At 71.6% G+C, this 12,797-nt stretch carries 11 protein-coding genes; 1 reads left to right on the plus strand and 10 read right to left on the minus strand.

The features are described from left to right. From OOT46_RS18090 to OOT46_RS18135, 10 genes are all read right to left on the minus strand, one after another. Complete coding sequence (locus tag OOT46_RS18090) at positions 1 to 963, minus strand: helix-turn-helix domain-containing protein (protein WP_265405024.1); 963 nt, start codon at positions 961 to 963, stop codon at positions 1 to 3. Then, entirely contained in the window at positions 960 to 1,964 is a 1,005-nt protein-coding gene (locus OOT46_RS18095) for a succinylglutamate desuccinylase (RefSeq protein WP_265405025.1), read from the minus strand. The genes OOT46_RS18090 and OOT46_RS18095 overlap by 4 nt, the downstream gene beginning before the upstream one ends. Positions 1,965 to 2,109: 145 nt before the next feature. Then, positions 2,110 to 2,859 (minus strand): amino acid ABC transporter ATP-binding protein, encoded by a 750-nt coding sequence (locus tag OOT46_RS18100; RefSeq protein WP_322114267.1) that lies wholly within the window; start codon positions 2,857 to 2,859, stop codon positions 2,110 to 2,112. Then, positions 2,856 to 3,644: an amino acid ABC transporter permease gene (locus OOT46_RS18105; RefSeq protein ID WP_265405026.1), complete on the minus strand. Its 789-nt coding sequence runs from the start codon at positions 3,642 to 3,644 to the stop codon at positions 2,856 to 2,858. The genes OOT46_RS18100 and OOT46_RS18105 overlap by 4 nt, the downstream gene beginning before the upstream one ends. 25 nt (positions 3,645 to 3,669) lie before the next feature. Beyond that, positions 3,670 to 4,446 (minus strand): ABC transporter substrate-binding protein, encoded by a 777-nt coding sequence (locus tag OOT46_RS18110; RefSeq protein ID WP_265405027.1) that lies wholly within the window; start codon positions 4,444 to 4,446, stop codon positions 3,670 to 3,672. A gap of 90 nt (positions 4,447 to 4,536) precedes the next feature. Further along, entirely contained in the window at positions 4,537 to 5,880 is a 1,344-nt protein-coding gene (gene astB / locus OOT46_RS18115; RefSeq protein ID WP_265405028.1) for an N-succinylarginine dihydrolase, read from the minus strand. Positions 5,881 to 6,087: 207 nt separating this feature from the next. Further along, positions 6,088 to 7,560, minus strand: coding sequence for a succinylglutamate-semialdehyde dehydrogenase (gene astD / locus OOT46_RS18120; RefSeq protein ID WP_265405029.1), 1,473 nt, complete (start codon positions 7,558 to 7,560; stop codon positions 6,088 to 6,090). Further along, the gene (gene astA / locus OOT46_RS18125; protein WP_265405030.1) at positions 7,553 to 8,596 is read right to left on the minus strand and encodes an arginine N-succinyltransferase; all 1,044 of its coding nucleotides are present in this window, start codon (positions 8,594 to 8,596) and stop codon (positions 7,553 to 7,555) included. The genes astD and astA overlap by 8 nt, the downstream gene beginning before the upstream one ends. 13 nt (positions 8,597 to 8,609) lie before the next feature. Continuing rightward, positions 8,610 to 9,662: an arginine N-succinyltransferase gene (locus tag OOT46_RS18130; protein WP_265405031.1), complete on the minus strand. Its 1,053-nt coding sequence runs from the start codon at positions 9,660 to 9,662 to the stop codon at positions 8,610 to 8,612. Further along, positions 9,659 to 10,906 carry an acetylornithine/succinyldiaminopimelate transaminase gene (locus OOT46_RS18135; protein ID WP_265405032.1) on the minus strand — a complete coding sequence of 416 codons (1,248 nt, stop codon included), beginning with the start codon at positions 10,904 to 10,906 and terminating at the stop codon, positions 9,659 to 9,661. Before OOT46_RS18135 ends, OOT46_RS18130 begins: the two co-directional genes overlap by 4 nt. 311 nt (positions 10,907 to 11,217) lie before the next feature. Between OOT46_RS18135 and OOT46_RS30785 the strand changes: the two genes are divergently transcribed. Then, a complete protein-coding gene (locus OOT46_RS30785) occupies positions 11,218 to 12,795 on the plus strand; it encodes a methyl-accepting chemotaxis protein (protein WP_322114268.1) in 1,578 nt (525 codons plus the stop codon). Positions 12,796 to 12,797: the final 2 nt, after the last annotated feature.

Consider the following 12,797-nt stretch of genomic DNA (forward strand, 5'->3'; position numbering starts at 1 on the left):
TCAGCCGGCCTTCAGCATCTTCTGCCGCTCGTCGCGCGGCGTGACGCCGTAGACGGCGCTGTAGCTGGTCGAGAAATGCGAGCCCGAGGAGAAGCCGCACATCAGCGCGATCTGCAGCAGCGAGTGGCGTGTCTCGCGCAGCAGGCGGCGCGCCCGGGCCAGGCGCAGTTCGAGGTAGTAGCGCGAGGGCACGCTGTCGAGGTGCTGCTTGAAGAGCCGCTCCAGCTGGCGGCGCGACATGCCCACCAGCTCGGCCAGCTCTTCCGACTGCAGCGGCTCCTCGATGTTGGCCTCCATCAGCGCGACCGCCTCCGCGAGCCTGGGCACCAGCTGCCCGACGCTGCCGGGCAGCGCCGAGCGCTGCCGGCTGGCCGGGGCACGCACCCGCTCCAGGCAGCATTCGTCCTGGACCGCCTGGCGCACCCGCGGCCCGCACACCGCCTCGACCAGCAGCAGGGCCAGGTCGTGGGTGGCCGCACCGCCACAGCAGGTGGTCCACTGCTCGCCGGCCTCGATGATGGCCGGCGAGGCGATCACCTGCTCCGGCAACTGCTCGTGCGCACCCAGGTCGGCCCAGTGCAGCGCCACGCGGCGCCCGCGCGCCCAGCGCGTTGCGGCGAACCAGCGCACCGCCGGCCCGATCAGCACCACGTGCAGCGCCTGCTCGGCCAGGCGCTTGAGCAGGTCGCCCGCGCTGGCCTCGGCCGGCGGCGCCTCGGCGACCACCAGCAGCGCCGGGGCGGACTCGATCCCCTGCCCCGCCGGCAGCCACGCGAACTGCAGCGCCTGCGGCTCGTGGGCGGCGGCCGCCTGCAGCACCGCCGCCAGCATCGCCAGCTCGGCCGGCGGCCAGGCGCTCCAGAACAGCAGGCCGCAACGCAGCGGCCCGGGCTGCGCCGCCAGCGCGGCCCAGGCCGGAGGCGCGTCCGCGGACACGGTGGCTTCGGTCTCGTTCCCGCTCATTCCTGCCGCCCTGCGGCGGGAGCCGGCCCCGCGCTCCAGCTCACACCGTCACGCTGCCGTCCGGCGCCACCAGCAGTCCGGCGCGCTGGCCCAGTGCCACCTTGGGATTGGGAAAGACGATGCACTCGTCGTCCGTCAGCGCGCGCACCACGACCTTGCCTTCCGCGGCAATGGCTTCGCCGGCCGAAAAGCAGTGGAAGTTGGGTCGCCTCGGGCGGCAGCAGCAGGCGGAAGGCCTCGCTGGTGCGCAGCAGCTCGCGTGTCACCCGGTAGCAGGCCAGCTCGCCACCGCCCGCAGGCCCGGGAATCGGGCGGCGCACCAGGGTGCCGAGCGCAGCGGTGAAACGCTCCAGCAGTTCCATGCGGTTGCCACCGATGCGCCCGACCTGGCCCAGTTCGATGGTGCAGGCGGCAGCCCCCAGCCCGGCGCTCCAGGCGCTGAAGGTGCTGCTCGGCAAGGGATTGCTCAGCGCCGCGTCCAGCCCGGCAGAGGCGAGCCAGGCGAGCAGCGCCTGCCGCACCGCCTCCGGGCCGTTCTCCGGCAGGACCGCGAAGGTGGGCCTGAGCGAGGGCCGTATCGTGGTGTGCAGGTCGAGGTGGATCGCCGGCCCCACACCGCCTTGCAGGAAACGCGCCGAGACGCCGCGCAGCAGCGCCGCGCGGGCGCCCTCCCCGCCGCGCCGATCGGCCTGCGCGGAGAACAGCCGGTTCATGTCCTGTTCGAGGTAGCGGCGCCCCGCCGCCACCGCTGCCGGGTTGCCGACACAGAGCAGCAGCTCGCAGCGCAATTCGCCGGCCGCCCGCGCCCAGCGCGCCAGCAGGTGCTGCAGCATCTCGATCGGCGCGGTCTCGTCGCCGTGCACACCGACCGACAGCAGCAGCCGCCAGGGCGCGTTGCCGGGCCGCGGCGCGTAGCGCCACACCTCGGGCGCCCATTCCTCGCATTGCCAGCCGGCGGCGGAAAAGCCGGCAGCGGCGCCGGCGAAGTCGAGCAAGGCCATGATGGGTCAGCGCCGGGGTCCGGCGGGCGTTCTCGGGGTTGGCAAACAGGCCGGCATTCTGCGCCGCCGGCCGGCGAACATGTGACGTTTCGTCATACGCGTTGCGGCATAAAACATTGGCGAGCCGCACCGGCGCGTGCCGCCTTCAATGCGCCACCCGCCCCAGGAAGGCACGGATGCGCGGGTGGTCCTGGGCACCGAAAAACCGCGCCGGCGGGGCGTCCTGGACGATGCGGCCCTGGTCGAAGAACAGGACGCGGTCGCCCACCTCGCGGGCAAAACCCATCTCGTGGGTCACGACGATCATGGTCATGCCGGAAGTCGCCAGCTGTTTCATCACGTCCAGCACCTCCTTGACCATCTCGGGGTCCAGCGCCGAGGTCGGCTCGTCGAACAGCATCACCTGCGGCTGCATCGCCAGCGCCCGGGCGATCGCCACGCGCTGCTGCTGGCCGCCCGAGAGCTGGAACGGGTACTTGTGGGCGTGCTCGCGCAGGCCCACCTTGTGCAGCAGCTGCAGCGCCTGCTCGGCGGCCTCGGCGCGGCTCAGGCCGCGCAGCCGGCGCGGCGCCAGCGTCACGTTGTCCAGCACCGTCTTGTGCGGGAACAGGTTGAACTGCTGGAACACCATGCCCACCTGGCGGCGCAGCGCCTCCAGCTGGCGCGGGCTGTCGCCGACCTCCTCGCCGCCCAGCAGGATGCGCCCGCCGTCGTGTTTCTCCAGCTGGTTCAGGGTGCGCAGCAGGGTCGACTTGCCCGAGCCCGACGCGCCGACGATGACAGCGACCTCGCCGGCGTTGAAGTGGGTCGTGACGTCCTGCAGCACCGTCACCGGGCCGAAACGCTTGCTGAGGCCTTCGACGCGGATCAAGGCGTCCTTCTCGCGTGCGCTCATGGCTGGCGGCCCTCCACGTCGAAGTGGCGCTCGATGGCGCCGGAGATCTGGGTCATCACGGTGGTCAGACCGAGGTAGAGCAGCGCCACCGTCACCAGGGTCGGCACCGGCTGGAAGGTCGAGGCCTGGATGCGGTTGCCGACATTGGTCAGCTCGACCACGCCGATCGCATAGGCCAGCGAGGAGTCCTTCAGCAGGGCCACCGAGTTGTTGACCAGCGGCGCCAGCGCAACCTTGAAGGCCTGCGGAAAACTCACGTCGATGAAGGTGTGCCAACGCGACAGCCCGAGCGAACGCGCCGCCTCGCCCTGCCCGCGCGGCACTGCGAGCAGGCCCGCACGGATCGCCTCGGCGTTGTAGGCGCCGACGTTGAAGGCCAGCGCCACGCAGGCCGAGGTGAAGTCCGACAGCTGCAAGGCCGGCACCAGCACCGGCAGCGCGAAAAACACGAACAGCACCTGTACCAGCAAGGGCGTGCCGCGCACCACCCAGATGTAGAACGACGCCAGCCAGCGCAGCGGCGCGAAGGCCGCCAGCTTGCCCAGTGCCGCCAGCACGCCGATGACGATGCCGGACAGGCCCGCCAGCAGCGTCAGCTGCACCGTCACGCGGGTGCCCTCGGCAAAGGCGCGCGCGTTGTCGCCGATGGGCTCGGGGGCCCAGGCCAGGGGGATGGCCATCAGCCACAGCAGGACCAGCAGGGCCCCGCTGGCGACCAGGATGGTCGCGCTGCTGCGCTGCTGCCGGCTCCAGCGCCGGGGCCATTGCATCGACAAGGTCGTCATCGGCATTCCTCCAGCGGCGCCCGGCTTACTTGCAGCGTACGTCTTCGCCGAAGTAGCGCTGCGACAGGGCGGCATAGCTGCCGTCGGCGAACACCTCGCGCAGCGCCTGGTTGTAGGCCTGGGCCAGCGGGGTATTGCCCTTGCCCACCGCGGCGGCGATACGCTCGACAAAAATCAGCTCGCCGACCTGCAGCCCGGCGGCCGGCTGGGACTTGGCGGCCGCCTTGGCGACAAAACGGTCGGTGACCCAGGCGTCGAGCCGGCCCGACAGCATCGCGGTGCGCGCATCGGTGTCCTGCGGGAAGTTCTTGACCTCCTTGAGTCCGGGCAGCTTGCTCAGCTGCTGCATGTAGGACGAGCCGGTCTGCACCGCGACCGACTTGCCGGCCAGGTCCTTGGCGGCACGCAGCGCCGGGTTCTTCGACACCACGATGCCCCCCGAGCAGTAGTGCGGCTCGGTGAAGGTCACCGCGCGGGCGCGCTCCTGTGTCACGCCGTGCGAGGCGATCACGAGGTCCCAGCGGCCCTGGTTGAGGCCGGCCAGCAGCGCGTCGAAACCCAGCGCCTTCCACTCCACCGCCAGGCCCATCTTTTTCGCGACCAGCTCGGCCAGCTCGATCTCGAAGCCGGTCAGCTTGTTGTTCTCGAAGTGGTTGAAGGGCGCGTACTGGCCCTCGGAGGCGATGACGATCTTGCCAGCCTTGCGGATCTCGTCGTAGCCGCGCGCCTGTGCCGCGGCCGCCAGGAAAAGTCCGAGGGCGCCGACCAGCAGCCGCTTCCAGCCCTTGTTCGTCGTGTGCATGCGTGTCTCCTTCAGGCGGGCTCCGAACCCGCCGGTTGTTGGTATGTCGTGCTCAGTTCGCGCCGTCGATCGCCCGGCGCGCGGCGGGCATCAGCCGGCCTGCGGATACAGGCCGGGCAGCTCGAGGATCTGCTGCAGCTCGGCCAGCGCCGCCCGCACCTCGCCGATCAGCCGGGGATCGGCCAGGTCCTCGGCGGCCAGCCGGTCGCGGTAGTGGCGCCGCACCCAGTCGCTGAGATCGCGGTGCAGCTCCGCTGTCATCAACACGCGGCCTCGCAGCGCGGCGCGCTCGGCCTCGGTCAGCACCACGCGCAGCCGCAGGCAGGCCGGGCCGCCGCCGTTGCGCATGCTCTGGCGCAGGTCGAAGCTCTGCACCTCGGCGATCGGCCCACCGGAGGCGACCAGTTCATCCAGCACCCGGCTGACGCGCTCGTGCTCGCGGCACTCCTGGGGCACCACCAGCAGCATGCGGCCGTCGCCGCGCGCCAGCAGCTGGCTGTTGAAGAGGTAGGAGGCGACCGCGTCGTCTACGCTCATCTGCCCGCGCGCGATGCGCACCGGACGCAGCGTGACGCCGACTTCGGCGCAGGCCGAGGCGAGCCGGTCCATCGCGGCAGCCTCGTCGGCGAAGGCGTCCTCGTGGTAGAGCAAGGTGTCGAGGTTGCCGACCGCGATGACGTCGTTGTGGAACACCCCCGCATCGATGGCCGCCGGGTTCTGCTGCACGTAGACGACCCGGGCCTCGTGCAGGCCGTGCAGGCGCGCCACCGCGCGGCTGGCCTCCACGGTCTGGCGCGCCGCATGCACCCGCGGCGCCGCGACCGCGGCATCGAACTCCGAGCGCCCGTAGACGAACAGCTCGACCCCCGGACTGCCGTGCGCGGTGGCGAAGCGGGTGTGGTTGGCCGCCCCCTCGTCACCGAAAGCGCCACCGGCGGGCAGCGCGTCGTGGACGGCAAAACGCTGGCTATTCCCGAACACCGCGCGCAGGCTGCGTGCCGTATCCGCGTGCTCCTGGGCGCGGTGCAGCTTGGCGTAAAGGTTGGCCGGCGTGAAGTGCACGCGACCATCGGTGGTGTCGGCCGAGGGACTCACCGTGGCCGCATTGGCGGTCCACATCGCCGAGGCCGAGTAGGCCGCAGCCAGCAGGCGCGGCTCCTCGCGGGCGGCACGCGCCACCACGGCGGCGTCCTCGCCCCCGAAACCCAGCTGGCGCAGCAGCGCCAGGTTGGGCCGCGCCAGCGGCGGCAACACGCCCTGCGGCACGCCGCGGTCGGCCAATGCCAGCATCTTGTCGAGGCCCTGCAGCGCCGCCTGGCGCGGGTTGGAGACGGCCTCGCGGTTGCGCATCGAGGCCACGTTGCCTGAGGACAGCCCCGCGTAGTTGTGGGTCGGGCCGACCAGCCCGTCGAAGTTGTATTCCTTGGCGCTCATTGGGTAACCTCCGTGCTCCGCACTGCGGTGCGAGCCCCTTCGGGCGGCCGGGCGGGGCTCATTGGACAACCTCCGTGCTTCGCACTGCGGTGCGAGCCCCTTCGGGCGGCCGGGCGGGGCTCATTGGATAACCTCCGTGCTTCGCACTGCGGTGCGAGCCCCTTCGGGCGGCCGGGCGGGGCTCATGCTCGTCTTGTCCGCATTCATTCACCGAAAAGGCAGGCCGGGCGAGGTCTTCGCCGGCAGCACCGCGCGCGGCGCCGTCATGCCGGCCACCGGCCAGGCGCAGTAGTCGGCTGCGTACCAGGCGCTGGGCCGGTGGTTGCCCGAGCGGCCCACCCCGCCGAAGGGCGCGGCGCTGGACGCGCCGGTGGTCGGCTTGTTCCAGTTCACCACCCCGGCCCTCACCTCGCCCCAGAAGCGCTCCCACAGCGCCGGGTCGTCGCTCAGCAGTCCGGCGGCCAGGCCGTAGCGGGTGCGGTTCGCGGCGGCCAGGGCGGCGTCGAAGTCGGCCACACGCTGGACCTGCAGCAGCGGGCCGAAGATCTCCTCGTCGGGCAGTTCGGCGACGCCCGTCACGTCCAGCACGCCCGGCGACAGCAGCGCCGTGCCGGGGGCGATCGAGCCCATCTCCAGCAAGGCGACCGCGCCGCCCGCCAGCAGGCCCTGCTGGCGCGCCAGCAGCTCGGCCGCGACACGCACGGACACCACCGGGCCCATGAAAGGCTGCGGCTCGGCGTCCCAGGCGCCGACACCGATCTGCCGCGCCACATCGACCAGGCGTCCGAGCAGCGCCTCGCCGCGCTGGTCGTCCGGCACGATCAGCCGGCGCGCGCAGGTGCAGCGCTGGCCGGCGCTGACGTAGGCCGACATGATGATGTGGTGCACCGCCGCGTCGAGGTCCTCGACGTTCCAGACCACCAGCGGGTTGTTGCCGCCCATCTCCAGCGCGAGCAGTTTCTCGGGCCGCCCGGCCAGCCTGGCCGAGATCGCCGCCCCGCCGGCATAGCTGCCGGTGAAGAGCACGCCGTCCACCTCCGGGTGCTCGACCAGGGTCGCGCCGGTGGCGCGACCGCCGTTGACGACGTTCAGCACGCCCGGCGGCAGGCCGGCGCGGTGCCAGCACTCCGCCATCGTCAGGCCGACTTGCGGCGCGTATTCGCTCGGCTTGAAGACCACCGCGTTGCCGGCCAGCAGGGCCGGCACGATGTGGCCGTTGGGCAGGTGGCCGGGAAAGTTGTAGGGGCCCAGCACGGCCATCACGCCATGCGGCCGGTGGCTCAGCAGGCTGGTGCCGTCGGCCGCCTCGGTGCGGCGCTCGCCGGTGCGCTGGTGGTAGGCCTGCACCGAGACGTCGATCTTGTTGACCATGGTGGCGACCTCGGTGCGTGCCTCCCACAGCGGCTTGCCGACGGCGCGCGAGATCTGGGTGGCGAGCGGCTCGGCGGCCCGGTTCAGCGCGTCCTTGTAGCGCTGCAGCACCTCGATGCGCGCGGCCAGCGGCCGGCGCGACCAGTCCCTGAAGGCGCCCCGCGCGGCGGCGCAGGCCGCATCGACCTCCGCCGCCCCGGCCTCGAAGCCCCGCCACAGGACCTCTCCCGCGACCGGGCAGGACGACAGCAGCGTTACCCCGCGGCCCTCGACCGGCTCGCCCTGTATCCAGTGGCTGTGCTTATCCATGCAGCTTGTCTCCCGGGTTGAGTGCGACCACACGGACCGGGTCACCGTCCGCGATGCCAAGCGCGGCCAGCTCCGCGGGGCTCAGGTCGAAGCGGCCGTAGCCGGGCTGCCCATGGCCGACGATGACGCGGAAGTCGCCGCGCCGGGTGTTGCCGACCAGCACCGGAGCAGCGGCCGTGTCGCCGCGGCCGCCCTCCCGCAGGCGGGCGATCGCCAGCTCGCTGTCGCGCGTGATGCGCAGCTGCTTGACGTGGCCCTGCAGCACCGGGCCGGCGTCGAAGATGTCGACGAAACCTTCGTAGAGCAGCCCCTCCTGCTCCAGCAGGCGCCGGGCGGGCACGGTGTCGCGGTGCACGACGCCGATCACCTCGCGGGCGGCGTCGGTCAGGAAGTCGGTGTAGACCGGATAGCGCGGCATCAGCTCGGCGATGAAGGACTTGGGCCCCAGGCTGCTGATGTCGTCGGCCTCGGCAAAGTCCATGCGGAAAAAGTGCCGGCCCAGGCTTTCCCAGAAGGGCGAGGAGCCGTCCTCGCGCTGCCAGCCGCGCATCTCGGCGATCAGCAGTTCAGGGAACAGATCGAGGAAACCCGCCGCGAACAGCAGCCGCCCCTTGGACAAGAGCCGTCCGCAATGGCTGCTGCGGTGCGCCGGCGCCAGGAACAGCGTGCACAGCTCGGCGCTGCCGGTGAAGTCGTTGGAGAGGAACAGCGTCTGCTTGGTCGCATGCACGCCCAGCTCGCGGCTCGCATGGACCAGGCGGCCAACGCGGAAGTTGTAGAAGGCTTCGTCCAGGCCGACGGCTGCCTTCAGCGCGCTGACGCCGATCACCTCGCCGCTGCCGCTGTCCTCCAGCACAAATACGTAGTCGCACTCGGCGGCCGGCAGGCCGCCGGCGAAGGAGGCCACGGCGCGCTCGACGCGCTGGCCCAGCATCTTGCGGTCGGGCTTGAGCGTGGTCATGCCGGGGCCGACCTGGCGCGCCAGGGCCATCAGCGCGTCGAGGTCGCCGCTGCGGATGGAACGGAACACGATCATCGGGGCATCCTCCTCAGGCCGGCGAGACGACCACACGCTGGCCCGAGTTCAGGCCGAGCGCGGCGAGCGTGGCCGGCGGCGCCAGCAGCAGGCCGTCGTCCAGCTTCAGCAGACCAGGACTGCGGCAGCAGCGGAAGCCGGCCAGCGGCGCCTCGGTCGAGACCAGCACGCCCGGCGCGTCGGCCGGCAGCTCGGCCGCCTCGACGACGCAGCTTCGGGCCGCGCCCAGCGTGCGCAGCTTGGAGCCATGCGCCTCCAGGATGGGCCCGCCGTCGAAGATGTCGACATAACGGTCGGCCTCGAACCCCTCCGCGCTGAGGATGTCGAAGGGCACGGCGGCTTCGGGGTGCATCTGGCCCAGCACCGCGCGCGCCGTGTCGGGCAGCAGCGGCACATACACCGGGTAATGCGGCATCAGCTCGACGATCAAGGTGCGGTTGCGGGCCCCGCTGACCTTGCGCTCGACGTCGAGGTAGTCCATGCCGAAGAACTTGCGGCCCAGCGCGTCCCAGAAGGGCGAGGTGTGGTCGGCATCGGTCCAGCCGGCCAGCGAGACGAAAAAATCGCTCGCGAAACGCTCCCGGCCGGCCGCCACCAGCATCAGCCGGGCGCGCGACAGCAGCTCGGCCGCGGCGGCCGGCACCCGCTCGCGCGCCACGAAAAAGCTCAGCAGCTGGGTGTGCGCGGTGAGGTCCGAGCACAGGTTGAGCACGTGCACGTTGTTGCTGATGCGCAGATCGCGCGAGGCATGGTGCACGACGTCGTTGCGGTAGGCGAAGAAGGTGCCGGCCGAGCCGGCCGTGGCGCGGATCGCCGCCACGCCGCGCAGCACGCCCTCCGGGTCCTCGAGCACCAGCAGGTAGGACTCGTCGCCGGGCACGTCCACCGCCCGCGCCGAGCAGTCGATGGAATGCTCCACCGCCGCCTCGATCTGGGCCGGCTGGCGCGGCAGCGTGTGCACCTGCGGGTCGGCCTGGGCGGTCAGCTCGATCAGCGCCGGCAGGTCGGTCTCGCGCACCAGCCGGGCCCGCCAGCCCGGTGCCTGCCTGGAAGACGACGCGTTCATGCGGCGGGCGCCAGGAAACGCCGCGCCGTCGCGCGCAGCCGCTGCAGCGCGGCGTCGATCTCGGCATCGCTGATCACGAGGGCCGGCAGCAGGCGCACGACGTCGGGGCCGGCGATCAACAGCATCAGCCGCTCCAGTTCGGCCGCGCGGGTGAAGTCCCTGGCGCGGCCCCGGTGGGCCTCGGCCAGCACCAGGCCCAGCATGAGCCCGGCGCCACGCACCTCCGTGAACAGCCCCGGGAACTCGCGCATCAGTCCCTGCAGGCCCGCCTGCAGGCGGGCCGAGGCCTCCCGCACCCGGGCCAGGAAGGCCGGCTGGGCGATGATCTGCACGACCGCGCCCGCGACCGCACCGGCCAGCGGGTTGCCGCCATAGGTGGTGCCATGGGTGCCGGCCGTGAGGCTGGCCGCCACGGCCTCGCGCGTCAGCATGGCGCCGACCGGGTAGCCGTTGCCGAGCGCCTTCGCGGTGGTCAGGATGTCGGGCTCGACGCCGTAACCCATGTAGGCGTACAGCTCGCCGGTGCGGCCCAGCCCGCACTGCACCTCGTCGAAGATCAGCAGCGCGCCGACGCGGTCGCAGAACTCGCGCAGCGCCAGCAGGTAGTCGCGGGTGGCCGGCACCACGCCGCCCTCGCCCTGCACCGGCTCGACGATGACGGCGCAGACGTTCTCGCCGATCGCGCGCTCGGCCGCCGGGATGTCGTTGAAGGGGATGTGCCCGATGTCCGGCGGCAGCGGCTCGAAACCCTCGGTGTACTTCGGCTGCCCGCCGGCCGTGACGGTGAACAGCGTGCGGCCGTGGAAGGACTGCTGGCAGGCCACGATGCGGCGCCTGGCCGCGCCGTGCCGGAGCGCGGCATGGCGGCGGGCGAGTTTCAGCGCGGCCTCGTTGGCTTCGGCCCCCGAGTTGCAGAAGAAGGCGCGGTCGGCGAAGGTGTGCTGCGTCAGCAGCCTGGCCAGGCGCAGCACCGGCTCGTTGGTGTAGCCGTTGCCGACGTGCCAGAGCTGCGCCGCCTGGGCCTGCAGCGCCTGCAGCACCGCCGGATGGCCATGGCCCAGGCTGGTGACGCCGATGCCGCTGGTCAGGTCGAGGTACTCGGTACCTGCGGCATCCTGCAGCCACAGGCCGCGGGCGCTGCGCGGCACGAGCTGGCTGGGGGCATAGACCGGCACCAGCAGCTGGTCGAAGTCGGCTCGGGTCACGGCGCTCTCGGCGGGGGTGGCTTGCAGCGTGTCGTTCATGGCGTGTCGGGCGGTAGGAAGTGGCGCCAGTCTAGGCAGGCCGCCCGAGCCGTTCTTGCGGCAAAGCGACAGGGATTTTCAGAAGTCGGTCGCGAGCGCGGGCGCCCTGGGGTCAACCCTGAGGCCCTTGCGTTCCCCGCTTACTTCATCCGCAGGCAAATCCTGCTGCGCACGGTCAAACTTTCCGCTCAAGCCGCGCCCCGGCTTGCCGATAAAGGCTCTAGACAGGCCATGCGCCCGCGCCGCCCCGCCCCGCCTCGACGCGGCGCCGACGCCTGCCTCACCTAGCCAACCCCGGGAACAACCACCGAATGAAGCTCTTTCTCAACCTGCGCATCGGCGTCCGACTTTCACTGTGTTTCGGCATCGTCGTGCTGCTGATGCTGCTGTCCCTGATCTTCAGCCTCCAGAACATCGCTGACGTGAAGGAACGGGCCACGGAAGCGGGCGGGCCGCAGATGCGCCGTGTCGCCCTGGCGGCGGAATGGCGCCAGAACATCGCGGTGAACGCCAGCCGCGCGCTGGCGCTCGTGATGAGCAATGACCCGGCGCTCAACGCCGAGGTGGCGGCCGAGGTGAAGGCCAGCAGCGCGCGCACCTCGGAAGTGATCAAGGAATTCGAGGCCCTGGAGACCACGCCGGAAGGCCAGGCCCTGCAGCGCGAGATGACCGAGGTGCGCAAGGGCTACCTGGTCAGCCGCGACGCCATGATGAAGGCCAAGGAGAGCGGCGACCCAGCCGCCCTGGCCCAGGCCGTCGCGGCCTTCCGGGCGCACGTGAAGGACTACGTCGCGGCGGCCGACCGCCTGCTCGAGCTGCAGGACCAGCGCATCAAGCAAGGCATGGCCGACAGCCTGCACGGGCTGGAGGCGATGCGCTGGATCAATCTCGCGTCGGTAGGCGCCACGATCGCGCTGGCGATCGGCCTGGCGGTCGCCCTCACGCGCAGCATCGTGCGACCGCTCGGCGCAGCCCAGCAGGCCGCTTCGCGCATCGCAACCGGCGACCTGACCGGCACGCTCCGGCACGGCGGGCAGGACGAGACCGGCCAGCTGGGCCGCTCGCTGGCCAGCATGCAGCAAGGCTTGCGCGACATGGTGGGCCAGATCCGCGAAGCCAGCGAGGCGATCCGTACCGCCAGCAACGAGGTGGCTTCGGGCAGCACCGACCTGAGCCAGCGCACCGAGCAGGCCGCCGGCAGCCTGCAGGAAACCGCGAGTTCGATGGAGCAGCTGACCGCCACGGTGGCCCAGTCGGCCCAGGCCTCGCGCCAGGCCAGCCAGCTGGCGACCTCGGCCGCCGAGGTGGCGCGTCGCGGCGGCGAGCTGGTGACCCGGGTGGTGGCGACGATGGACGAGATCAACGGCAGCAGCAAGAAGATCGCCGACATCATCGGCGTGATCGACGGCATCGCCTTCCAGACCAACATCCTGGCGCTCAATGCGGCGGTCGAAGCCGCGCGCGCCGGCGAACAGGGCCGCGGCTTCGCGGTGGTGGCCTCCGAGGTGCGCAGCCTGGCCGGCCGCTCGGCCAACGCGGCGAAGGAGATCAAGACCTTGATCGGCCTCAGCGTGGACCGCGTCGAGGTCGGCTCGGCCCTGGTCAACGATGCCGGTGCGACGATGCGCGAGATCGTCGAGAGCGTGCAGCGGGTGACCGACATGATTGCCGAGATCTCCGCCGCCTCGACCGAGCAGGCCGACGGCATCAGCCACGTCAAGACGGCGGTGGATCAGCTCGACCAGATGACGCAGCAGAACGCCTCGCTGGTGGAACAATCCAGCGCCGCCGCCGACAGCCTGCAGTCGCACGCGCTGCAGTTGGCCCAGGCGGTGGAAAGTTTCCGCCTCGGCGAGGCACCCGCGCGCGGATTGCTCCCGGCGGGCTGAGC

The sequence above is a fragment of the Aquabacterium sp. A7-Y genome, from assembly GCF_026153205.1.
In the GTDB taxonomy this organism is placed as follows: Bacteria; Pseudomonadota; Gammaproteobacteria; order Burkholderiales; family Burkholderiaceae_C; genus Caldimonas.